Source organism: Maritimimonas sp. 2210JD6-3 (genome assembly GCF_056591795.1).
The window spans coordinates 60725-83780 of record NZ_JBWQOJ010000009.1 but is presented as its reverse complement, the minus strand read 5'-3'; the positions used below and the strand labels follow the sequence as shown (position 1 = coordinate 83780).

General features: G+C 38.6%; 21 protein-coding genes, 1 tRNA gene, 1 pseudogene and 1 riboswitch. Of the genes and pseudogenes, 12 read left to right on the top strand and 11 right to left on the bottom strand.

The window, feature by feature from the left end:
- Positions 1 to 29 precede the first annotated feature (29 nt).
- The 12 genes from AC1EUY_RS06310 (at position 30) to AC1EUY_RS06255 (ending at position 11386) form a co-directional block, all read left to right on the top strand.
- On the top strand, positions 30 to 1334 hold the full coding sequence (locus AC1EUY_RS06310; protein ID WP_480194663.1) for an MFS transporter: 1305 nt from the start codon (positions 30 to 32) through the stop codon (positions 1332 to 1334).
- Positions 1335 to 1337: 3 nt separating this feature from the next.
- Positions 1338 to 1997 (top strand): HAD family hydrolase, encoded by a 660-nt coding sequence (locus tag AC1EUY_RS06305; protein ID WP_480194662.1) that lies wholly within the window; start codon positions 1338 to 1340, stop codon positions 1995 to 1997.
- An 18-nt stretch (positions 1998 to 2015) separates the two neighbouring features.
- On the top strand, positions 2016 to 2792 hold the full coding sequence (locus AC1EUY_RS06300; protein WP_480194661.1) for an HAD-IIA family hydrolase: 777 nt from the start codon (positions 2016 to 2018) through the stop codon (positions 2790 to 2792).
- A 4-nt stretch (positions 2793 to 2796) separates the two neighbouring features.
- Positions 2797 to 4380 carry a solute:sodium symporter family transporter gene (locus AC1EUY_RS06295; RefSeq protein ID WP_480194660.1) on the top strand — a complete coding sequence of 528 codons (1584 nt, stop codon included), beginning with the start codon at positions 2797 to 2799 and terminating at the stop codon, positions 4378 to 4380.
- On the top strand, positions 4377 to 5531 hold the full coding sequence (gene galK, locus AC1EUY_RS06290; RefSeq protein ID WP_480194659.1) for a galactokinase: 1155 nt from the start codon (positions 4377 to 4379) through the stop codon (positions 5529 to 5531). The genes AC1EUY_RS06295 and galK overlap by 4 nt, the downstream gene beginning before the upstream one ends.
- Positions 5524 to 6555: a UDP-glucose 4-epimerase GalE gene (gene galE / locus AC1EUY_RS06285; RefSeq protein ID WP_480194658.1), complete on the top strand. Its 1032-nt coding sequence runs from the start codon at positions 5524 to 5526 to the stop codon at positions 6553 to 6555. The genes galK and galE overlap by 8 nt, the downstream gene beginning before the upstream one ends.
- A 1-nt stretch (position 6556) precedes the next feature.
- Positions 6557 to 7558: a LacI family DNA-binding transcriptional regulator gene (locus AC1EUY_RS06280; RefSeq protein WP_480194657.1), complete on the top strand. Its 1002-nt coding sequence runs from the start codon at positions 6557 to 6559 to the stop codon at positions 7556 to 7558.
- A 7-nt stretch (positions 7559 to 7565) separates the two neighbouring features.
- Positions 7566 to 8591 carry a UDP-glucose--hexose-1-phosphate uridylyltransferase gene (locus AC1EUY_RS06275; protein WP_480194656.1) on the top strand — a complete coding sequence of 342 codons (1026 nt, stop codon included), beginning with the start codon at positions 7566 to 7568 and terminating at the stop codon, positions 8589 to 8591.
- A gap of 81 nt (positions 8592 to 8672) precedes the next feature.
- Positions 8673 to 9497, top strand: coding sequence for an RteC domain-containing protein (locus AC1EUY_RS06270; protein ID WP_480194655.1), 825 nt, complete (start codon positions 8673 to 8675; stop codon positions 9495 to 9497).
- A gap of 268 nt (positions 9498 to 9765) precedes the next feature.
- Positions 9766 to 10044 carry a helix-turn-helix domain-containing protein gene (locus AC1EUY_RS06265; RefSeq protein ID WP_480194671.1) on the top strand — a complete coding sequence of 93 codons (279 nt, stop codon included), beginning with the start codon at positions 9766 to 9768 and terminating at the stop codon, positions 10042 to 10044.
- 6 nt (positions 10045 to 10050) lie between these two features.
- Positions 10051 to 10626, top strand: coding sequence for a hypothetical protein (locus AC1EUY_RS06260; RefSeq protein WP_480194654.1), 576 nt, complete (start codon positions 10051 to 10053; stop codon positions 10624 to 10626).
- A gap of 97 nt (positions 10627 to 10723) precedes the next feature.
- The gene (locus tag AC1EUY_RS06255) at positions 10724 to 11386 is read left to right on the top strand and encodes an ATPase (protein WP_480194653.1); all 663 of its coding nucleotides are present in this window, start codon (positions 10724 to 10726) and stop codon (positions 11384 to 11386) included.
- Position 11387: 1 nt separating this feature from the next.
- Here AC1EUY_RS06255 and AC1EUY_RS06250 read toward each other — a convergent pair whose 3' ends face one another.
- From AC1EUY_RS06250 to epsC, 11 genes and pseudogenes are all read right to left on the bottom strand, one after another.
- The gene (locus AC1EUY_RS06250; RefSeq protein ID WP_480194652.1) at positions 11388 to 11840 is read right to left on the bottom strand and encodes a hypothetical protein; all 453 of its coding nucleotides are present in this window, start codon (positions 11838 to 11840) and stop codon (positions 11388 to 11390) included.
- A gap of 111 nt (positions 11841 to 11951) precedes the next feature.
- A pseudogene (locus tag AC1EUY_RS06245) lies at positions 11952 to 13279 on the bottom strand (IS3 family transposase).
- Between the two features lie 202 nt (positions 13280 to 13481).
- The gene (locus AC1EUY_RS06240) at positions 13482 to 14702 is read right to left on the bottom strand and encodes a site-specific integrase (protein WP_480194651.1); all 1221 of its coding nucleotides are present in this window, start codon (positions 14700 to 14702) and stop codon (positions 13482 to 13484) included.
- A 230-nt stretch (positions 14703 to 14932) separates the two neighbouring features.
- Positions 14933 to 15006, bottom strand: a tRNA-Asp gene (locus AC1EUY_RS06235).
- Positions 15007 to 15073: 67 nt separating this feature from the next.
- The gene (locus tag AC1EUY_RS06230) at positions 15074 to 15997 is read right to left on the bottom strand and encodes a DUF58 domain-containing protein (RefSeq protein ID WP_480194650.1); all 924 of its coding nucleotides are present in this window, start codon (positions 15995 to 15997) and stop codon (positions 15074 to 15076) included.
- Positions 15998 to 16072: 75 nt separating this feature from the next.
- Positions 16073 to 16390 carry a thioredoxin gene (gene trxA, locus AC1EUY_RS06225; RefSeq protein WP_480194649.1) on the bottom strand — a complete coding sequence of 106 codons (318 nt, stop codon included), beginning with the start codon at positions 16388 to 16390 and terminating at the stop codon, positions 16073 to 16075.
- Positions 16391 to 16519: 129 nt separating this feature from the next.
- Positions 16520 to 17476 carry a methylenetetrahydrofolate reductase [NAD(P)H] gene (gene metF / locus AC1EUY_RS06220; protein WP_480194648.1) on the bottom strand — a complete coding sequence of 319 codons (957 nt, stop codon included), beginning with the start codon at positions 17474 to 17476 and terminating at the stop codon, positions 16520 to 16522.
- Between the two features lies 1 nt (position 17477).
- Positions 17478 to 20180, bottom strand: a complete 2703-nt coding sequence (gene metH, locus AC1EUY_RS06215) for a methionine synthase (RefSeq protein WP_480194647.1) — start codon at positions 20178 to 20180, stop codon at positions 17478 to 17480.
- Positions 20181 to 21182 (bottom strand): homocysteine S-methyltransferase family protein, encoded by a 1002-nt coding sequence (locus tag AC1EUY_RS06210; protein WP_480194646.1) that lies wholly within the window; start codon positions 21180 to 21182, stop codon positions 20181 to 20183.
- Between the two features lie 51 nt (positions 21183 to 21233).
- Positions 21234 to 21347: riboswitch (SAM riboswitch) on the bottom strand.
- Positions 21348 to 21416: 69 nt separating this feature from the next.
- On the bottom strand, positions 21417 to 22334 hold the full coding sequence (gene cysM, locus AC1EUY_RS06205) for a cysteine synthase CysM (RefSeq protein WP_480194645.1): 918 nt from the start codon (positions 22332 to 22334) through the stop codon (positions 21417 to 21419).
- Positions 22294 to 23055, bottom strand: coding sequence for a serine O-acetyltransferase EpsC (gene epsC, locus AC1EUY_RS06200; protein WP_480194644.1), 762 nt, complete (start codon positions 23053 to 23055; stop codon positions 22294 to 22296). The genes cysM and epsC overlap by 41 nt, the downstream gene beginning before the upstream one ends.
- Between the last annotated feature and the right edge of the window lies 1 nt (position 23056).

The window sequence follows — 23056 nt, the reverse complement described above, 5'->3', positions numbered from 1 at the left end:
TGACCACCAAACATTAAAATTAAAAAGTTATGCTACATTATTTCAAAAAATCAGCCCCGGTCACGCCCACAGGTGGTGAACCGGAGCAACAGAAAAAATACAAACGTCTCAAATGGCAGGTCTTCTTCTCGGCCACCATAGGCTACGGGTTATATTATGTCTGCCGTTTGAGTCTCAATGTGGTCAAAAAACCCATAGTAGATAGCGGCGTACTTACCGAATCCCAATTGGGTATCATCGGTTCGGCACTTTTCTTTAGCTATGCTGTGGGAAAGTTTAGCAATGGTTTTCTGGCAGACCACAGCAACATACGTCGTTTCATGAGCCTAGGGCTTTTGGTGTCTGCCTTGGCCAATATGGTCATGGGTTTTACCGACTTGTTCCTGTTCTTTGCCATTTGTTGGGGTGTGAACGGTTGGGTACAGTCCATGGGCGCACCATCAAGTGTGGTTTCGTTGTCAAGGTGGTACAATGATAAAGAAAGAGGGAGTTTTTACGGTTTTTGGAGTACCAGTCATAATATTGGTGAGGCACTGACCTACATTCTTACGGCCGTAGTGGTATCTTATTTTGGCTGGCGTTGGGGCTTCCGTGCCGCGGGGCTCATCGGTATTGCAGGGGCCATTCTTATCTACTTCTTCTTCCATGACAGTCCCGAAAGCAAGGGGCTGCCATCGGTAAATCCCGAGACCACCAGTAAAAAAACTTCCTCCTGGCAGGAGCAGAAACTGGCCTTAAGGAATCCCTATATCTGGCTGTTGGCCCTTTCAAGTGGCTTTATGTACATTTCCCGCTATGCGGTGAACAGCTGGGGGCCTTATTACTTTGAGGCTGCCAAAGACTATACGCTTACCGAAGCCAACTCCTTGGTGGCCATAAGTGCGGTCTGTGGTATAGTAGGAACGGCTTCCTCGGGATTTATATCGGACAAGTTTTTTAAGGGCCATCGAAATATGCCTGCCTTTCTATATGGATTGATGAACATTGCAGGACTTTCATTGTTCTTACTCGGGCCTAAAGGTGTCTGGTGGATTGATGCCCTGAGCATGGTCATATTTGGGTTGGCAATCGGGGCTTTGATATGCTACCTGGGCGGCTTGATGGCTGTGGATATAGCCTCAAAAAAAGCCTCCGGTGCGGCATTGGGCATGGTGGGTATCATGAGCTATGCCGCAGCGGGCATCCAGGACATTGCCAGTGGCTATATGATAGAGGGCAATAAAAGCGTGGTCAATGGAGAAACGGTCTATGATTTTTCTACCATTACAGTTTTCTGGATAGGTGCGGCTATTCTTTCAGTTCTGTTTGCATTATTAACATGGAAAAAAACTTAAAGCATGACAATAAAACATACGATAGAAAATATCATTTTTGATTTGGGCGGGGTCATCATGGATTTGGATGTCAGCAGGACCATTGAAGGTTTTAAATGCTTAGGCATAACCGATATCGTAAACGAAACAGGACATTACTATACAAACCGGTTCTTTTATGATTTTGAAATTGGAAGGGTTTCAGAATCTGACTTCTTATTGAAACTCATGAAAATATCCAGCCAGGAAATCTCACTGACCCAAATCAGAAAGGCATGGAATGCCATGATAATGGGCATGCCCAAAGAACGAATCGATTTCTTAAAGGGATTGAAAGACAAGCACCGTGTTTTTCTGCTGAGCAATACCAATTGTATCCATCAGCACAAATTTTTATCCGAGTTCAAAAAACAATATGGTTATCATTTCAATGAACTATTTGTAAAAACATACTATTCCCATGAAATAGGTATGAGAAAACCCGATATTAAAACTTTTCAATTTGTAATAAATGATAGTAATGTAATTCCAGTCAAAACATTATTTGTCGATGATTCACTTGAAAATATTAATCACGCAAAAGAAACAGGGTTACAGGTATTTCATGTGAAAAATTATGATTGGTTGAACTTGGTTGAGAACGGCACCCAACAAACAAATAAATATGGTACCAGAAATTATTAAAATAGAATTATTAAGAATATGAAAAAAGGATTTTTAATCGATATGGATGGCGTCATTTACTCTGGTGAAGAGTTGATTTCAGGGGCGGATATATTCATTTCCTCATTGCAGAAAAGGAAGGTTCCTTTTCTATTTATGACGAATAATAGTCAAAGAACCCCTATTGATGTAGTAAACAAGGTCGCTAAATTAGGAATCAATATAAAAGAGGCTAATGTGTATACCAGTGCTATGGCCACAGCTTGGTTTCTGGCTTTTATGAAACCTAAGGGAACGGCCTATGTTTTGGGTGAAGGTGGACTAATAACCAGTTTGGCCCAACATGGATATACCATGGTTAACTCTAACCCCGATTTTGTAGTGGTTGGAGAAGGACGAAACTTCACCCTTGAAATGGTCAATCAAGCTGTCGATATGATAATGTCAGGCTCAAAGCTAATAGCTACAAATCTGGATCCTTCCCCAAAGAAAAAGGGTTGGAATAATTTAGGTATCAAGGCCATCGTTGCCATGTTGGAAGAAGCCACCGGCAAACAGGCCTTTTCCGTTGGCAAGCCAAGTCCTGTGATGATGCGTTCAGCGAGAAAGCATCTTGGATTGGAAGCCAGTGAAACTATTGTTGTCGGTGACACTATGTCAACTGATATTATTGGAGGAGTTCAGTTGGGATACAAAACAATTCTGACGCTTTCAGGAGTAACCAAGAAAGAAGATTTACCAGATTACGCTTTTAAACCAGATATAATAATTCCTTCTCTAAAAGATTTGACTATTGACCAGGCTATAAAAGAATAAAATTATGCAACTACTGGCTTTTTTAGCGTTTACGGCCCTGGTGGGTATTATTTCTTACCTAAAGAGCAGGAATACCAATGAGAACACATCGGACGGTTACTTCCTTGGGGGAAGAAGTCTTACCGCTGCCGTCATAGCTGGTTCCATTTTGTTGACGAACCTGTCCACCGAACAGATCGTGGGATTAAATGGGGCAGCTTATAAAGAAGGTATTCTCGTTATGGCCTGGGAAACCCTGGCCGCCATTGCCATGGTAGTAACAGCTCTATTCCTGTTGCCAAGGTATCTAAAAGGGGGGATTACCACTGTGCCCCAATTTCTGGAAAGACGCTATGACACTGTCACGAAAACCATTACCTCTGCACTCTTTTTGAGCGGTTATATGATTGTTTTGCTTCCTATCGTACTATATTCCGGTGCATTGGCCCTGAGCAGTATGTTCAATGTTCCTGAACTATTGGACGTTTCCGATACAGCTGCCCTTTGGATTACAGTCTGGAGTATTGGTATCGTAGGTAGTATCTATGCCATTTTTGGTGGTTTGAAGGCCGTGGCGGTCTCGGATACCATTAATGCCATAGGGCTATTAACTGGCGGTATGCTGATTCCTGTCTTTGGCCTAATGGCCGTAGGTGATGGAAGCATCCTGAAAGGCATTTCCACTTTGGTGGATGCACATCCTGAAAAATTCAATTCGCTGGGCAATTCAAAGGCTTCGGTACCTTTCGGTACCATTTTCACGGGATTGATGTTGGTACAATTATTTTATTGGGGCACCAATCAAGCTATTATTCAGAGAGCCTTGGGAGCAAAGAACCTGAGGGAAGGTCAAAAGGGATTGCTCTTGGCGGCATTCATAAAAATATTAGGTCCGTTGATAGTCGTTTTGCCTGGTGTAATAGCTTTCCACATGTTCGGTGACACACTCGACAATCCAGACCAGGCATATCCCATGTTAGTCAAGAAAGTATTGCCGGTAGTATGGGTAGGCTTTTTTGCGGCCGTACTCTTCGGTGCCATATTGAGTTCGTTCAATTCGGCACTCAACAGTTCGGTGACCCTGTTCGGGATGGACATCTATAAAACCCATATCAATAAAACGGCCAATGAAATAAAGGTTGTACGCATTGGGAAAACCTTTGGTATAGTACTGGCACTGTTTTCAATGTGCATCGCTCCGCTTATTGCCAATGCACCAGATGGGTTGTTCGGCTACCTGCAGAAAGTTAATGGCTGTTACAGCATCCCAATCCTGACCATCATTGTTGTGGGCTACCTAACCAAAAGGGTGCCTGCACTGGCTGCCAAGGTAGGTATAATAACGGGTGTAGTACTCTACTTGGGCTATATCCTATTGGATAGTTTCATCTATAAAGAAGCATTCCCCCACTATCTGCACATGATGGCCCTGCTCTTTGTGCTGAATGTGCTACTCATGCTATCCATAGGGAAATTACGGCCTCGTAAGGAAGCCTACAATCAAATATATACCCAACAGGTGGACATTCTACCATGGACACATGTGAAATGGGTTGGACTGGGAATCTGTGCTCTTGTAGTGACCATCTATATCTATTTTTCACAATGATGGACAAGAAGCTTTTAAAGGACATACAAAAGGATTTTATAGACCGGTTTGGCACCGAACCTGTAATGGCTTTTGCCCCTGGGCGTATCAACCTGATCGGTGAACATACCGATTACAATGGCGGATATGTTTTCCCTGCGGCTATTGATAAAGGGATCATTACGGCTGTAGCAAAGAATGGTCAAGACAAATGCATGACCTATGCTTTAAATGCTGATGAGTACTACGAGTTTCATATCAATGATGTCAGGCCTATTCCAAAAGGAGGTTGGCGCAATTACGTGTTGGGCGTAGTCGGTCAGTTACAGGCAAGAGACCATGAAATAAAGGGCTTTCAGCTGGTCTTTGGTGGGGATATCCCCATAGGCTCCGGGCTTTCCTCTTCCGCCGCTCTGGAGAACAGTCTGCTCATGGCACTGGACAACCTTTTCGAACTGGGACTGTCAAAAAAGGACATGATACTGATTTCCCAACAAGCGGAACATCAATTTGTGGGAGTGCAATGCGGTATCATGGATCAGTATGCTTCGATGTTCGGTCGTAGAGACCACGCTTTTTTGCTGGACTGCAGCACATTGGAGGCCAACTATGTTCAGATCGATTTTAAAGACCATGAACTGGTGCTTATCAATTCACATGTACACCATGAACTTTCCGGCTCGGCCTATAATGAACGGAGGGAACTCTGCGAATCTGTAGCCACCAAACTTAAAGTGACCAATGTCAGTAAACTGAGCGAGGCCAACTTATTTTCTCACAGGGGGGTGCTGATGGAGGATGAGTTCCAAAAGGCACAGTATGTCATCAGGGAAAACGAACGGGTACTTTCCGCCTTTCAGGCATTGAAAAAAGGGGAACTCATCACGTTCGGCACATTGATGTATGCCACCCATCATGGCTTGAAACATGAATACCAGGTAAGCTGCCCCGAAGTCGATTTTTTGGTGGATGCAGCCCGGAAATCTGGAGTCGTCATAGGTTCGCGTATCATGGGCGGTGGTTTTGGGGGCTGTACCCTGAATCTGGTACGCAAGGGTTCGAAGGAACAACTGGAACAACTTTGTGGGGACTATCAAAAGACATTTAATATAAACCCATCGCTCATTTATGTACAGTTGGGCGATGGTGCAAAACTAATTGACAATGAATAAAAAAATAATCGTAACGGGGGGTTGTGGCTTTATAGGATCCCACACTGCCGTAGAATTGATACAGACCGGGTATGAAACAGTATTAGTGGATGACCTCTCGAATGCCTCAGCAGATACCATTGATCGAATAGAAAGGATCACGGGTACAAAGCCTATTTTCGATAAACTAGATTTGAAAGATGAGGATGCCACTGATCGATTCTTCAGAGAACACCAGGATGCTATGGGTACCATCCATTTTGCCGCCCACAAGGCCGTCGGTGAATCCGTAGAAAAACCTTTGATGTATTATGAAAACAATCTCAAAAGTATGCTCCATATGCTCAAAGGGATGCAACGTTATGGCATTTCTAATTTTATCTTTTCATCATCGGCAACGGTGTACGGACTTCCGGAACAGTTGCCTTTGTATGAGGATACGCCTACCCAGCGCCCTTTTTCCCCATACGGCAATACCAAAAAGGTCGGCGAAGAACTTCTGGAGGACGTAGCACGTTCAACAAACTTAAAGGCCATATCATTGCGATACTTCAACCCCATAGGTGCTCATGGTTCAGGGCTGATGGGCGAACTACCACAAGGCATTCCCAACAACCTGATGCCATATATCACCCAGACCGCGGTGGGAAAGCTCAAGCAGTTACAGGTTTTCGGCAATGACTACCCAACCAGAGATGGTACCCCAATTCGGGATTATATCCATGTGGTCGACCTGGCAATGGCACATGTAAAGGCCATGGATTACTTGATAGAGAGCGAAAAGGAATCAACCTTTGAAGTGTTCAATCTTGGAACAGGCCAGGGCTATACGGTAATGGAAATCATTGAGACCTTTGAAAAGGTAACAGGGAAACCATTGAACTATAAAGTTGTTAAGCGACGAGAAGGTGACGTTCCCGAACTCTATGCCAATGCTGACAAGGCCAATGGGCAATTAAACTGGAAGGCAGAACGAGGACTGGAGACCATGATCGCCGATTCCTGGCAATGGGAACAGCATTACCATAACGAAAAAAAGAAATGACATGGCAAAGGAAGTCACCATGCGCGAACTGGCACGTATTCTGAACGTATCCGTATCCACAGTCTCTAAATCTTTGTCGAATAACCACGAGATAAGTGAAGATACCAAGGAGCGTGTACGGCAAGTGGCAGAGGCATTGCACTACAAGCGTAATTTTTTTGCCGCATCATTACGCGGGGGTTTCCCAAAGGTCATTGGAGTGCTCTTACCAACAATACTGAACCCATTTTATGCAAAACTATTGTCTGGGATAGAAGAGGCATTGGCCGCTAAGGGTTACAAAATGCTGGTACTGTTTTCGAATGATTCCACTGAAAAGGAAGTACAGTGCCTGTCCCAATTGAGCGATGGATCGGTAGCAGGTATAGTCGCATGTATAGCTAGGGAAACACAAATAGCTAAAAGTACGCATCACTTCAATAAATGGGATAAAGGGAAAACACCCATAGTTTATGTGGACAGGTTTTATGAATCCGTTGACAAGGATCAGGTAGTCTCTGATGATTATGATAGTACTTGTAGGGCTTGTAATGACCTGATACAAAATTTGTCATGCAGACGTATTGTTTTTACATCACTTATGGGAAAGCTACCTATCGAAAAACTCAGGTACTATGGTTATAGGATGGCCATGTTACAAAATAACCTTGGGAGGAACATTAAAGCAGTTCGTACCATGGAACAGATCATTTTCAGAAAGAAATTAAAAACCCTATTGGAACAAGGAAGAGTCGATGCCATTATCTGTGTCAATGGATCGACAACAGAAGAGGTGCTGGATATATTGGGAAATGATCAAATAACGGAAACATCCAAGATTCCCATTGTTGGGTTTTGTGGCAAACGTTTGAAAACACTTTCGGGATATCCCCATCTTTCTATTATCGACCAACGTGCAGGGGATTTAGGGAAACAGGCTGTAAAAGCTTTGCTTAATAGAATATCAACGAACCATTCACCGCCTTATCAAATCCAACAAATAAAATCAAGACTGTTAAAATAAAACGATCATGAACACTTTTTTACAACATACACACATCAGAAAGAACCCGATGACAGGGGCCCAGGTACTGGTCTCGCCCCATCGTACCAAACGGCCATGGCAAGGAAAGCAGGAAGAAAGTTCCACCATCAAAGGAATAAGCTATGACCCTAACTGTTACCTATGCCCGGGAAACCAGCGTGCCAATGGAAAGACCAATCCAGGTTATTCAAACACCTTCACTTTTGCCAATGATTTCTCGGCCTTACTGCCTGAGGCAAAAAGTGGAAGTGTAGAGGATGGACTTTTGGAGGCCCACTCCGAAAGGGGCATTTGTAAGGTCGTCTGCTTTTCCCCTGACCACTCACAGACATTGTCACAGATGGCCACCGACCAGATTGAGAAAGTGATAGAAACCTGGCAGGAAGAGTTTAGGGAACTTTCATCCCATGATTTTATCAATAACGTGCAGATATTCGAGAACAAGGGGGCTGTCATGGGTTGTAGCAATCCACACCCACATGGACAGATATGGGCGCAGGAGACGATTCCGTTAGAGATAGAACTGAAGACCAAAAACTTCGCCTTGCACAGTAAGAAATCAGACGGGTCGCTATTGGAGGATTATCTGAACCAAGAGTTAAAAGCTAGAGTAAGGGTGATTGACGAGAACGAAGGTTTTGTGGTACTGATGCCCTTTTGGGCCGTGTGGCCCTACGAGACGATGATCGTTCCCAAACGCGCCATGGAATATATCACGGAAATGACTATTGAAGAAAAGAAAAATTTTGCAGAATCGATAAGTACCATTACCCGAATCTATGACAAGGTATTCAATGTCCCCTTCCCATATTCAGGAGGTATCCACCAGGCTCCTGTCGATGGCAAAGCACACAAGGGTTGGCATTGGCACATGAGTTTTTATCCTCCTCTTTTGCGTTCGGCCACAATTAAGAAATTTATGGTGGGCTATGAAATGTTCGGAATGCCACAGAGGGACATTACTGCAGAGTATGCAGCTAATGTTCTGAAAGAACTGAGAGCTAATCTCTAAATGTTCAATTGATCAGATCTTGACCTAATATAACTAACCAACATATTCCAAGATGAGAATTAAATTACTAGAATATGTTTTATGTATCCAATAATAAATGAGTTCAATGAGAAAATATCTGAATTAGAAAATAGACAAGTCAGTCAATTAAAAAAAGCCAATGCTGGAATTCGAGCAGCATCGTGGGCTTTAGATGCTTTCAAGGAATACGTAGCAAAAAGAGATTTTAAAACCCTACAAGATGAGATCAGCTTTTTCAAATCGATAAAGTGCCAACCGATGAAGTACCTCATCTATTATACTGAGGTAAAGTCTTGTGAACTTCGTATGCCAAAATCCGATATGAAGCGTCAGCTCGCTTTTCTGGCCAAACAAACCAAAAAAATCAATCAGTTCCTTTCACGACATACCGAGTTCCTACTCTATATGGAACAGGGTTATACCCATTTCGACGAACATTATTTTACCCGAAAAAACCTAAACAATAATCCAATCGTTAAAAGTTATCCATACTATAAAGATTCCATATTCAATACTTCCCATGATGAAATTTGGGCACGTATCAAAGGCTTGACCCTGTATGCCAACTATATAAATAAAAAGAAAGAGATGTTAAACCATAAAATTTATCAGGCAGGATTGGAAGCCTTAAAATGGACAGGCAGTTACGCCGCCTTTGTAGAGTTGGGTTATGGTCTTAAGGCCATGGGGTACATCAACAATGGAAGTGCTGATGTAAAGATAATCATTGAGGTTCTAGGAGAAATTTTGGATGTTCCCAAGGGAAACCATTCCCGTACTTACAACGAATTAAAATCCAGAAAAGGCTCCCGCATAAAATTCTTTGAAGAAACAGGAAAAAAATTATTGGATAAAATGGACGAAGAAGATGGTTTGGATAAGTAGGATATAAACCGAACTCGGTTCACACTCGGTTTTGATTCTTTACATAAATATTGACCAATTTTAACTATTTCCTGTCTCGTTTTTCAGTTCAAAACAAGTCAAAACCCATCAAAATCAATAGCTTAAAAAAATAACCGAACTCGGTTCAGGCTCTGATAAAATCTCAACAATAGCCCTCAATTTTGTAAAACGAAAGTCAAATCAGGGTAAAGCTGTCATTTAAAAATGAACAACCTTGGCAGCTTTACCATTTTTAAATCGTTTTACTATGCCAGCAAATATTATTACAACAGATGACCTCCGGGAATTCAAAATGGAACTGCTCGATGACATCAAAGAACTGCTCAACAACCAATCCAGCCATACTCCCAAAAAATGGTTGAAATCTCCCGAAGTCAGGGAACTTTTGGGAATTTCCCCTGGTACGCTTCAAAATCTACGAATCAACGGAACGCTACCTTATACCAAGGTGGGCGGTGTACTTTATTACGATTACGAAGAGATAATGAAAGTGATGCAAAAGAACCGAATCCATAACAAACTATAATGTGTTTTGGAGCAAGTCAATTATATCAAGCATCTCAACGCGGTCTTCTTACAATTCTCGAAAGACAGTCGTTTAAATCCCACGCATATTAGTCTGTACGTGGCCTTGTTCCAGCTGTGGAACAATTATCATTTTCCGGAAGCCTTCCATATCAATCGTGAGGAAGTAATGCAGTATTCAAAAATAGGCTCAAAAACAACGTATCATCGTTGCATCAAAGAACTTCACCATTGGAAGTACCTTTTGTACGCACCCTCGCACAACCCATTTCACTGCAGTAAAATCAAGATGTTCAATTTTGGGACAAGTGATGGACAAGCTCTGTACCCGAGCCGTATCAATATCGGGACAAGCAATGGACAAGCGGTGGTACCTATAATCAAACAGGAAAAAACAATACAAATGATACTAAACTTGACCAGCCAAAAAATGAAAATGAAGTCATTGATTTTTTTCAAAAAGAAAATTGGCCAGAACTGGAGGCCAAAAAATTTTACAACCACTACCAAGGTATCGGTTGGAAAGTTGGTGGTAAAACAAAAATTGTCAATTGGCACGCCACAGCTCGTAACTGGATGTTAAAAGCGGACGAGCTTAAAGAAGAAAAAACTTTGGTCGCAGTTAGCCAAAATACGGACAACCTAAAGACGAGTTCCAATAAGAATTATAATGAACCCTTATGAAACTTCACAAACCACATATCATTACCGAGGGCAGCGTCCAATACAAATTAGGGGAACTAAAAAACAATCAACTACTATACGATTTCGATAAAATGCTTATTTATCTCAATGCCAAGGGAAAACTGTTATTTGGTAAAAAGTTTAAAATCTTTGAGGAAGACCGAGATGTTCTGTTCAAGCTCTGCAACTATTTTATCAGGGATGAAGCAAATTGTAAAAAGCTAAACATTGACATCAACAAAGGTGTTTTACTTTCCGGTCCTGTTGGGTGTGGCAAGACCAGTTTAATGAAGCTGTTACGCCACATTGTGCCACACCGTAAGCCTTATGAGGTTATCCCAACCCGAAATATTGCTTTTGCCTTTAACAACATAGGCTACAAAATAATTGAAGCCTACGGCGACAAAAAATTCTATTCTTTTGATGATTTGGGTGTAGAACCAACCGGAAGGCATTTTGGAAAGGATTGCAATGTAATGGGCGAAATCCTACTTTCCCGTTACGAGCTGTTCCTAAATCATAGCATCCTGACCCACGCCACAACCAACCTCAATGCTAAAGAGTTGGAGGAACGCTATGGCAACCGGGTACGTTCCCGAATGCGCCAGTTGTTTAATTTGATTGCATTTGATAAAGATAGCTTGGATAAGAGAAAATAATCTAGTCCATCAGAAGTTTTGATATTGCCATCATTTTTTTCAAATCATTTTTATGCTCACTAGCAATATTTTTTAAAGTATTTGACAATGAAACATCCATATCTATTAGCCATTTGTCATATCTAAATAAAAAAGTATGATAACTATCCAATTCTTCAAGTTTATTTCCCAAAATGAATGACTCCTCTTTTAATTTTGTCAAATTATCATCGCTCTCAAAGAATATTCTAATGTCTCTTGGATTGGAAGATTTATAGTCTAAGTCATCCTGATTGAAGACAGAGTTTAAAAAATTTACAACGGTTTCGATATCCTTTTTGATTTCATTTTTAAGATTAGAGATTATTACATCTAAATTTCTATTCTCAATTAATTTGTCTTTCAGGAACTCCTTTATTTTTTGAGTATTTGCCTTAACATAGGTTCTTAAGGAAGAATTATTAGCATTTAGCAATTGAAAAAAAACGAAATATCTTCTATAGAAGGAAATATGTAATTAACATTGTGTACGTCTTCAAACGAATGTGGACTGTCCCAGCCCAAAGTTAAGTTATAGTTTCAATAATTATCTTTGATGCTCTTTTCTTCTTTTTAGCATTGTTTTTTCTTTTATCGATTCTCTCTGTTTCAATATCGTCTTCGCCCTTCCAAAATACACGTCGGATGGCGTGAGGTTATCCAGAGATTCGTGATACCTCCTGTTGTTGTAATAGTCCACGAACTCTCTCAATCGTTCTTTCAGCTCGCCCGGTAGATAGTAATTGTCCAGTTTGATAATGTTCTTCATCGAACGATGGTAACGCTCTATCTTTCCCTGTGTCTGGGGATGGTTGGGCCTGCCCCGGATATGTTTCATCCCCCTGTTCTCGATGAACGCCTTGAGTTCATTGCTGATGTAACAGGGCCCGTTGTCCGAGAGCAGTCTGGGCCTAGGGCTTTCCGGGAGGCCCGTTTTGTCCAATGCCCGACGGACGGTTCTCTTTACATCCTCGGCGTTCATGGAGGGACATAGCTCCCAATGCACGATATAACGGCTGTAATCGTCCAATATGGTCGATAGGTAATACCATCCCCACCCGATGATCTTCAGATAGGTTATGTCGGTCTGCCACATCTGGTGTATCCTTGTGGTCTTGTCCTTGTATTCCTTCGAGGCGGCCATCATATCGAACGCAGGGGCCGTAACCAGTCCATGGGACTTCAGGATACGGTACACACTACTCTCGGAGATATAATATTCCCGCTCATCGGTCATCTTACAGGCCACCCCACGGCAGGATTCCTCGGGGAAGTCCAGGGCCATTTCCACTACTTCCGAGCGCACCTTGTCGGGTATTCTGTTCCAATAGGTGTTGCGGGGCCTATGCCTCGGTGCAAGCCCGTCAAAGCCATCTTCACGGTATCTTGAATACCAGTTGTAAAAGGTGCTCTTGTTCAATCCTATTTCCTTCAAAGTCCTGTTCACGCCTATCTCGGATGTTTCAACTAGCCGTATGATCTCAAATTTCTCTTTCTGGGTAAAACGCATATACTTCCTCCTTTTTACCCTAAGCCAGTCGTACTTTTTTTAAGTACGCGGTTCTGCAAGAGCAGTTCGGCCACCGCTTCCTTGAGCTGTGAGTTCTCGCCCCTTAGGCCCTTTACCTCGTCAGTGTTGGCCTCTCGCATGGTATCGCCCATCAAACGCTTCTTGCCCGCTTCCAGGAAGTCCTTGCTCCAGCGATAGTACAGGGCAGGGGAAATGCCCTCACGCCGGCAGATGCCCGATACCGATTCCTCCCCTTTGAGTCCTTCCAGTACGATACGGATCTTCTCCTCCGCGGAGAACTTTCGTCTTGTCTTTCTCTTGATGTCCTTTACGATTGATTCAGTTGACTTCTTTTTCCTTGTCATTTTAAGTCATTTTAAAGGTTAATGAATCTATCTTCAAGGCTAGCCTTGAAGATAGCAAAACCATCACTTAACTTTAAACCAGATTTAGTCCACTTTTAGTTGAAGATTTACAAATTTTGGTTTTTATTATCGATAGTTGCATTTTAAGTTGAATTTTTAAGTATGTTATTTTTGTGTACTTATTTTAATTTGCTTAGTCTGTTTAGGAAAGTTTTAACTGCAGTTTACTCATATCCTCACTCACCTTCTTTTCTACTACCCTAGCATAAATTTGAGTTGTGGTCAGTTTCGTATGACCTAGCAATTTTGAGACTGTTTCAATAGGGACACCGTTACCCAAGGTCACAGTAGTAGCGAAAGTATGCCGTGCCATATGAAAAGTGAGATTCTTTTTTATGCCGCATAAATCTGCAACCTCTTTTAGATAACTATTTAATTTTTGATTTGATAGTTTGGGCAAAAGGCTTCCATGGTGAGCAGTTCTAGGGTGGTCTTTATAATTTTCAATTAAAGCTAAAGCCTTGGGCAAAAGTGGTACCTTGATAGGTATGCCTGTTTTAATCCTTTCTGACATAATCCAAAATTTACCATCTATACCTAAAGTGATATTCGAGGGAGTTAGATTTATTATATCACTATATGAGATACCTGTATAACAGCTAAAGACAAAAATATCCTTGACAACAATTAATCGCTGAAGATTTGATGTCAAATTCTCGATAGATTCCAATTCAATTGCCGTGAGAAATTCTCGTTCTTTCTTCTCTGTCTTGATTTTAAAATTGACAAAAGGGTCTCTTTCCATCCATTCCATTCTATAGGCAAGGGTAGCCATACGCTTTAAACGCTTAATATGCTTCATAGCAGTATTATTACCCATTGGGCTTTGTCCATTTACAGGCATATAGGTTCTTAAAAAATTTTCAAAACCGATGATAAATTCAAAACTTAAATCATTGAGGTTAATGTCTTTCTTTCCATATTCAGATGCTACATAAGATAGCATATAGCGTTGGCTTGTCTTATAATGACCTAAAGTGTTTGGGTGCAGTTTGTGTTTCATCTTTTCATTGTGATAGGTTATTAGGTTCTCGAATGTGAAACGCTTCTTGGTTTTACCAAGTAGATTGTCTTTAATGGTTTGAACATCAAATACCGATTTCTCGGATTTGAGTTTATCATATATACCATAAATGTCTGCTTCAAGACCATTGAGATAAAGGTTTAGGTTTTTGGAAACCTTTCCCGCACCATTTGCCCTTTGTGTTTTCTTATTCCAAGTATTAACATTGACCTTGCGCTTAAGGCTAATGTTGACACGTTGACCATTTAAGGTCAATCTCAAATAGAGGCTTGTTTGATTATTTACCGCTCGGGAAGCATATATCCAGAACAGAACAGAGAATGTTGATGAAGTACGCATAGCTGTCGTCTTTAATGGTTAAACATCGATAGACGAAAGTCAAATCAACTATACTAATTTTGAGTAAGTTACACTAATCTGTCAACATTTTTGGTCTCAAAAAAGATATGTTGACGATTTGTGACCTTTTAGATGCAAATCATATCAAATTATATGATTGCCCCAAAACTATAAAACCTTGTAAATCATAGGAATTACAAGGTTTTGCGACTTTTTAAAAGTCCTTTAAGCGGTCTGGACGGGACTCGAACCCGCGACCCCCTGCGTGACAGGCAGGTATTCTAACCAGCTGAACTACCAGACCGTTGCTCAATTAGCGGTTGCAAATATAACCTGTTTTTTTAAATCTACAAGAACTTTTTATAGCTTTTTTATATAAATCTTCTCCTACTAATTAAATATGCCGTTAGTATTTGATCAAAGCCTTTATTAACATCTACTGGAACATAATCTATCTTATACTGCATACACTTCAACTTTAGTTTTTCAAAATAATCATCAATAGCATTTTTATAATTCTCTTTTATACTATCTGCATAGAGATTTATTGATTCACCAGTTTCAACATCTATAAATTGTTTAGGGCGATTATCAAAATCAAAGTTCAATTCATGCTTCGCATCAAATGTATGAAATAGAATTACCTCATGTTTATTATGCTTTAGATGCCGAAGTGCTTTAAATAATTCACTTTCTTTCTTATCAGCTTGAAACATATCTGTAAATAAAAAAATCATTGAACGCCTATGTACCTTATCAGCAATTTCATGCAACGCCTTGTATGTAGCTGTCGATTTTTTCGAATCTGTCTTTAATAATTCTTCGAGATTATTCAACAACATCCTTCTATGCCGCTCACTTCCTTTTGCAGGAGCAAAATATTCATTGCTATCTGCATAAATACTCAATCCAAAAGCATCTCGTTGGCGTTTTAGAATTTCTAATAAGGCTGCCGAGGCAATAACAGAAAAACCGATCTTATTTAACTTATCTATTGAAAAACTCTCTAATTTTGGGTAGTGCATCGAAGCTGAATTATCTACAATAATATGGCAACGCAGATTCGTTTCTTCTTCGTAACGTTTTACAAAAAGCTTATCTGTCTTGGCGTATAATTTCCAATCTATATAACGCGTACTTTCGCCCTTATTATATAAACGATGCTCTGCAAATTCTACTGAAAATCCATGAAAAGGACTCTTATGCATTCCAGTAATAAAACCTTCAACCACTTGATTGGCTAGCAATTCTAAATTGCCTATTTCTTTTATATTTTTAAGCTCAGAAAGTTTCATAAATTTCGTAACCGATACAAAATAAAAAAAGGTTTAGCAATAGCCAAACCTTTAACGTATTATTAATTAGAAAAATTACACTAAAGCTTCTAATTTTTCTGCGTATGTATTCTTTGGCGCCACACCAACTTGTTTATCAACAATCTCACCATTCTTGAATATTAAAACAGTCGGAATATTTCGAACACCATACTTCGCTGCAAACTCTTGATTAGCATCTACATCAATTTTACCAACTACTGCTTTACCATCAAAGTCAGCACTTAATTCTTCAACTGTAGGAGCTAACATTCTGCATGGTCCACACCAAGCTGCCCAAAAATCTACCAATACTGGTTTATCTGATTTCAATACTACATCTTCGAACGTAGCATCTGTAATTTCTAATGCCATTTTATAAATCTTTAAATTTTTATTTTCAATTAATTACTCACACAAAAGTAAGCAATTATTATTCCTTTTTTAAAACGTTGCATTACTTTCGCTTATAATAGTATGCAAAAAAGTTATTTCCTTACAAAGTTAAAAAACGGCCTGGGCTATTGCTTTAATATTATTAGATTTTCCCATAGAGTAGTAATGTAATAATGGTACTCCTTCTTTTATCAATTCTTTACTCTGTTCAATACACCATTCTATACCTACTTCTCTAACAGCTATGTTGTCTTTACACTTAACTACACTCATTATTAAATTATCAGGGAGATCTACCTTAAATCTATGTGGTATTAGATTTAATTGCTTTTTAGTAGCAATGGGTTTTAATCCTGGTATAATTGGAACCGTTATTCCTTCAGTACGACATTTATCGACAAAATCGAAATACTTTTTATTATCAAAAAACATTTGAGTGACAATATAACTTGCTCCGTTCTTGATCTTCTTTTTTAAGAAATGAATATCACTATCAAAACTTGGGGCTTCCATATGTTTTTCGGGATAACCTGCTACTCCAATACAAAAATTAGTCTTTGAAGAATTTTGCAATTCTTTATCTAAATAAATTCCATTGTTTAAATTTTGAATTTGTGATGTTAATTCAGATGCATATGTATGTCCGTCTTTTTCGGGTTTAAAATATGTTTCACTTTTTACGGCGTCTCCTCGCAGTGCCATCACATTATCAATTCCTAAAAAATCGAGATCAATTAAAAAATTTTCGGTGTCTTCTTTAGTAAAACCTCCACATAAAATATGAGGTATCGCATCTACTTGATATTTATTCTGAATAGCTGCACAAATACCCACAGTGCCTGGTCTTTTCTTTACTACCTGTCTTTTTAAAAGACCATTTTCGAGTTCTTTAAAAACATATTCTTCTCTATGATATGTTACATCAATAAAAGGAGGTTTAAATTCCATTAACGGGTCAATATTATCAAATATTGACTGTATGTCTTGCCCTTTTAATGGCGGTAATATTTCAAAAGAAAATAGTGTTTTTCCTTTTGCATTATGAATATGTTCTACGACTTTCATTTTAATTGTTAATGTTAGGGTTTAACCATTTGTTGGCCTCATTTATTAATATTTTTCTTCTCTTCGCATAATCTTCAACTTGATCTTGAGTTATTTTTCCTAGCCCGAAATACTTTGCGTTTTCATTAGCAAAATAATATCCTGAAACACTTGCTGCGGGCCACATAGCTAAACTCTCGGTCAACTCTACACCAATAGTTTCTTTTACTTTCAATAATTGCCAAATACTCTTTTTCTCTAGGTGATCTGGGCAGGCAGGATACCCAGGAGCAGGGCGAATACCTTTATAGGATTCTTTAATTAATTCTTTGTTAGACAAATTCTCTTCTGAAGCATATCCCCAATGTTTAGTTCTTACTTCTTTATGCAAATATTCTGCAAAAGCTTCTGCTAATCTGTCTGCTAAAGCTTTTATCATTATGGAATTGTAATCGTCGTTTTCTGCTTCAAATTTGGCAGCTAATTCTGCTGTTCCAAAACCTGTTGACACGCAAAAAGCACCAATATAATCTTGAATTTTGGTTTCTTTTGGTGCAATAAAATCTGCTAATGCATGATTTGGTATTCCATCACGTTTTTTTAATTGCTGGCGTAGCGTTAGGAATTTTATCTTATTCTTATGAGATGCTGAATCAAGTTCAGCATGACAATCTGTGATTGTCACTTCAATATCATCATCATTTATAGTATTTGCAGGAAACAAACCAAAAACAGCTTTGGCTTTTAATAGTTTTTCAGAAAATACTTTTTGCAACAATTCTTGTGCATCTTTAAACAATTCTGTTGCTTGCTTGCCAACTACTGTATCATTTAAAATATCTGGATATTTACCATGTAAATCCCAACTTCTAAAAAACGGACTCCAATCGATATATGCTTCTAACCCTGAAATATCAAAATCTTGAATTACTTGAATTCCTAATTTAGTTGGCTTTACAATTCTTGTATCTGCCCAATTTATTTGAAACTTACGCTTTCTAGCTTCAGAAATAGAAATATATTCCTTTCGTTTCGTTCTACTTAAAAACTTCTTTCTAAACTCTTCATATTCTTCTCTAACCTGATTTTTGTATATCAAATTATCTTTTTGCAATAAATTACCAACTACCGTTACCGCTCTCGAAGCATCATTCACATGAACTACAGCATTCGAATAATTTGGAGCAATTTTTACAGAAGTATGTGCTTTAGACGTTGTTGCCCCACCAATTAATAACGGCACCTCAAAATTATTCCGCTCCATTTCTTTAGATAAATATTCCATTTCATCTAATGAGGGCGTAATTAAACCACTTAATCCTATAACATCTACATTCTCTTGTTTAGCCGCTTCAATAATTTTTTCTGGTGGTACCATTACACCTAAATCTATAATCTCATAATTATTACAGCCTAAAACAACAGATACGATGTTTTTACCAATATCGTGCACATCACCTTTTACCGTTGCCATTAAAATCTTACCTGCAAATTCTTGTTTTCCAGCTTTTTCAACTTCAATAAAAGGCTGTAAATAAGCAACAGCTTTTTTCATTACCCGAGCAGATTTTACTACTTGAGGCAAGAACATTTTTCCGCTTCCGAAGAGGTCACCAACAACATTCATCCCAATCATTAAATGTCCTTCGATAACTTCTATCGGTTTGTTGGAAGCAACTCTTGCTTCTTCTGTATCTTCAATAATAAAAGAATCAATTCCCTTTACTAAACTGTGCGTAATTCTTTCTTGCAATGGTTTAGACCTCCATTCTAAAACTTTAGCTTCATCTTGCTTTTTGTTTCCTTTAACAGTTTCTGCAAAATCTAATAATCGTTCTGTTGCATCATCGCGTCTATCTAACAAAACATCTTCTACACATTCTAATAATTCTTTTGGAATTTCATCATAAATCTCCAACATAGTAGGATTTACAATTCCCATGTTCATTCCGCTTTTTATTGCGTGATATAAAAATGCAGAATGCATTGCTTCTCTTACAGTATTATTTCCTCTAAAAGAAAAAGACACATTACTTACACCTCCAGATACACTGGCATAAGGTAGATTTTCACGTATCCATTTGGTAGCATTAAAAAAATCGAGTGCATTTTTTCTGTGCTCTTCCATTCCTGTTGCTACAGGAAAAATATTTGGATCAAAAATGATATCTTGTGCGGGAAAGTGGACAATGTTCACCAATAAGTTATACGACCGCTCGCAAATCTCTATTCTACGTTGGTAATTATCTGCTTGCCCAACTTCATCAAAAGCCATCACAATTACTGCTGCCCCATAACGTTTTACCAGTTTTGCTTGTCGTATAAATTCTTCTTCACCTTCTTTTAAGCTTATGGAATTTACCACGCATTTTCCTTGTACTACTTGTAATCCTGCTTCTATAATCTCCCATTTAGAGCTATCAATCATAATAGGAATTCTAGCAATATCTGGTTCTGATGCAATTAAATTTAAAAATGTTGTCATAGCATAAACACCATCTAACATGCCTTCATCCATATTAACATCGAGTATCTGTGCACCTCCTTCTACCTGATCACGTGCAACTTCTAACGCCTCATCGTATTTCTCTTCTTTAATTAACCGAAGAAACTTTCGAGATCCTGTAACATTAGTGCGCTCACCAACATTGATAAAATTACTATTTGGCGTAACAACCAATGGCTCTAAACCTGATAGTCTTAAGTATTTTTCTTCTCTCATCATCTACACTTCTACTTTTATTTTTCTTGGTTTATACTTCATAGCTACTTCGGCAATTGCTTTAATATGTTTAGGACTTGTACCACAGCAACCTCCAATAATATTTATTAAATTATCTTTTAAATAACTCTCTATATATTCTTGCATTTGTGATGGTGATTCGTCATACGCTCCAAACGCATTTGGCAAACCTGCATTGGGGTGCGCAGATGTGTAAAAACTAGTAGCTCTAGACAATCTTTTTAAGTATGGTTGTAGTTGTTTAGCGCCAAGAGCACAATTAAACCCTACCGACAACAAAGGAATATGTGAAATAGAAGTCAGAAAAGCTTCAACAGTTTGGCCAGATAAGGTTCTACCTGAGGCATCTGTAATAGTTCCAGAAACCATAATAGGCACATCTATATTTCTATCTTCTTTTACCTCGTCTATAGCAAATAATGCTGCTTTAGCATTTAACGTATCAAAGATTGTTTCTACTAACAATATATCTACGCCACCATCTATTAATGCTTCAACCTGCTGTTTATAAGCAACTCTCAATTCTTCAAAAGTAATCGCTCTATATTCTGGCCTATTAACGTCGGGTGATAAACTTGCTGTTCTATTTGTGGGTCCTATAGAACCTGCAACAAACCTAGGTTTGTTTGGGTTGGCTCTAGTAAATTTGTCTGCAACTTCTTTAGCAATTTTAGCTGATTCATAGTTCAGCTCATATACCAGATCTTCCATTTGGTAATCGGCCATAGCTATAGAGGTGCTTGAAAAGGTATTGGTTTCTACAATATCTGCCCCAGCATCAAAATATTTATGATGTATTTCTTTAATAGCTTCTGGTTGGGTAATTGACAATAAATCGTTATTTCCTTGCAAAGGATTAGGGAAATCTACAAAGCGGTCTCCTCTAAAATCTTTTTCAGTAAATTTATACTGTTGAAGCATAGTACCCATAGCACCATCTAGCACTAAAATACGTTTTTCTATTTCTGAATAAATTCTTGACATTATTGAAGTTTGTAATCAAAATGTCATCCGAAAAGTAAGAGAAATTACTTATGGTTATCTGTCAAATTAGCATTAAAATAATTTGTAGAATTTAGCACCTTCTTTAAAGATAAAGGGTTGCTAAGGCTTCATAGGGTCTATTCCCTCTGCCTTTCGTGATAACAATCAATATATTAATGAACAATGCAAAGTAACACAATTAATTTTTTATATCATAGTATAAAAAACAAATATTTAAAGGAACAAATCTGATGAGAGATAACGATCTCCTCTATCGCAAATAATTACAACAATATTACCATGATTTATTTTCTTAGCTATTTCTAATGCACAGGCAACAGCACCACCACTACTCATCCCGGCAAAAACACCTTCTTTGGTTGCCAATTGCTGAGATATTAACTTTGCTTCTATAGCACTTACTTCTAAAATTTTGTCAACATTAGAGCTATCAAATATTTTTGGAACATATGCAGGCGACCATTTACGTATTCCTGGTATTCTCGAACCTTCTGTGGGTTGTGCTCCAACAATAGTAATGTTAGAGTTCTTTCTCTTTAAATATTTTGAAACTCCTGTAATGGTGCCTGTAGTTCCCATAGCCGAAACAAAATGCGTTATTTGTCCTTGAGTATCTCTCCAAATTTCTGGACCAGTGGTTTTATAATGTGCTTTCCAATTATCATCATTTTCAAACTGATTTAATACTATAAATCCTTTTTCATCTCTTAATTTAAAAGCCATATCCCTAGATCCTTCAATACCTATATCTGATGGTGTAAGTACTACTTCAGCTCCATAAGCACGCATTGTTTTAACACGCTCTTCAGTTGAATTTTCTGGCATAAGCAACACCATATTTAGTCCTAAATTTCGAGCTATAAAAGCCAGCGCTATTCCTGTATTACCACTAGTAGCTTCCACCAAAGTATCTCCTTTTTTAATATCACCTCTCTTTAGTGCTTCATTTATCATATTAAACGCTGGGCGATCTTTAACACTACCTCCTGGATTGTGTCCTTCTAACTTTAAGAACAACCGAACGCCTTCTTTTGAAATAAGGTTCTTGGCTTCAATAAGTGGCGTATTACCTATTTGATCGGTAATACTGCTACCTATTATTTCTTTTTCTAATACTAAACTCTTTTTCATACGTTAGAATTGAATTTTCTGGAATGGATTCGGTTACACAAACATTAGCTCCGACTATACTATTGGCTCCTATAGTAACAGTACCTCCTAAAATGGTAGCATTTGCATATATCGTAACATTATCTTCTATAGTAGGATGTCTTTTTGTAGCTGCTAAACTCTTTTTTACTTGCAATCCTCCGAGTGTAACACCTTGATAAATTTTTACATTATTATGAATTACAGCCGTTTCACCAATAACGATACCAGTTGCATGATCTATAAAAAAAGAATCTCCAATCGTAGCTCCTGGATGAATATCGGTACCCGTTAAACCATGTGCATATTCGCTCATCATACGCGGTATAATTGGTACATCTAACGTATAGAGTTCATGACTTAATCGATACACTGCAATAGCATGAAAGCCAGGATATGCTAAATATACCTCTTCTAAACTCTTACAGGCCGGATCTGATTGTTCAAAAGCAATAGCATCTAGATCTAATTTTCTTCTAATGGTTTTAAATTTTTTCTGATACGTTTTCCATAAAGTGTTAGCATCGTTAATTTCTAACTTTTGGGAAATTTTATTGAATAACTCTTCTATTGAATTTATATGCTCTTTGTAAAATGTTTTATCGAACAACGCATAAAATAATTTCTTTGTAAAGATTTCGATTGTATCCTTTAGGCAAATAGGTAAACTCTTTACAACTGTTGGTCTTTCAATACTATTCATA

Excerpts from the sequence above, each read along its gene's own strand:
- AC1EUY_RS06230 (WP_480194650.1), bottom strand. The coding sequence starts at position 15,997 with ATGAAACTTTCTGAGCTTAAAAATATAAAAGAAATAGGCAATTTAGAA.
- AC1EUY_RS06280 (WP_480194657.1), top strand. The coding sequence starts at position 6,557 with ATGGCAAAGGAAGTCACCATGCGCGAACTGGCACGTATTCTGAACGTA.
- galE (WP_480194658.1), top strand. The coding sequence starts at position 5,524 with ATGAATAAAAAAATAATCGTAACGGGGGGTTGTGGCTTTATAGGATCC.
- AC1EUY_RS06265 (WP_480194671.1), top strand. The coding sequence starts at position 9,766 with ATGCCAGCAAATATTATTACAACAGATGACCTCCGGGAATTCAAAATG.
- metH (WP_480194647.1), bottom strand. The coding sequence starts at position 20,180 with ATGATGAGAGAAGAAAAATACTTAAGACTATCAGGTTTAGAGCCATTG.
- AC1EUY_RS06295 (WP_480194660.1), top strand. The coding sequence starts at position 2,797 with ATGCAACTACTGGCTTTTTTAGCGTTTACGGCCCTGGTGGGTATTATT.
- trxA (WP_480194649.1), bottom strand. The coding sequence starts at position 16,390 with ATGGCATTAGAAATTACAGATGCTACGTTCGAAGATGTAGTATTGAAA.
- epsC (WP_480194644.1), bottom strand. The coding sequence starts at position 23,055 with ATGAATAGTATTGAAAGACCAACAGTTGTAAAGAGTTTACCTATTTGC.
- galK (WP_480194659.1), top strand. The coding sequence starts at position 4,377 with ATGATGGACAAGAAGCTTTTAAAGGACATACAAAAGGATTTTATAGAC.
- AC1EUY_RS06310 (WP_480194663.1), top strand. The coding sequence starts at position 30 with ATGCTACATTATTTCAAAAAATCAGCCCCGGTCACGCCCACAGGTGGT.
- AC1EUY_RS06255 (WP_480194653.1), top strand. The coding sequence starts at position 10,724 with ATGAAACTTCACAAACCACATATCATTACCGAGGGCAGCGTCCAATAC.
- AC1EUY_RS06240 (WP_480194651.1), bottom strand. The coding sequence starts at position 14,702 with ATGCGTACTTCATCAACATTCTCTGTTCTGTTCTGGATATATGCTTCC.
- AC1EUY_RS06275 (WP_480194656.1), top strand. The coding sequence starts at position 7,566 with ATGAACACTTTTTTACAACATACACACATCAGAAAGAACCCGATGACA.
- AC1EUY_RS06300 (WP_480194661.1), top strand. The coding sequence starts at position 2,016 with ATGAAAAAAGGATTTTTAATCGATATGGATGGCGTCATTTACTCTGGT.
- AC1EUY_RS06270 (WP_480194655.1), top strand. The coding sequence starts at position 8,673 with ATGTATCCAATAATAAATGAGTTCAATGAGAAAATATCTGAATTAGAA.
- cysM (WP_480194645.1), bottom strand. The coding sequence starts at position 22,334 with ATGAAAAAGAGTTTAGTATTAGAAAAAGAAATAATAGGTAGCAGTATT.
- AC1EUY_RS06305 (WP_480194662.1), top strand. The coding sequence starts at position 1,338 with ATGACAATAAAACATACGATAGAAAATATCATTTTTGATTTGGGCGGG.
- metF (WP_480194648.1), bottom strand. The coding sequence starts at position 17,476 with ATGAAAGTCGTAGAACATATTCATAATGCAAAAGGAAAAACACTATTT.
- AC1EUY_RS06210 (WP_480194646.1), bottom strand. The coding sequence starts at position 21,182 with ATGTCAAGAATTTATTCAGAAATAGAAAAACGTATTTTAGTGCTAGAT.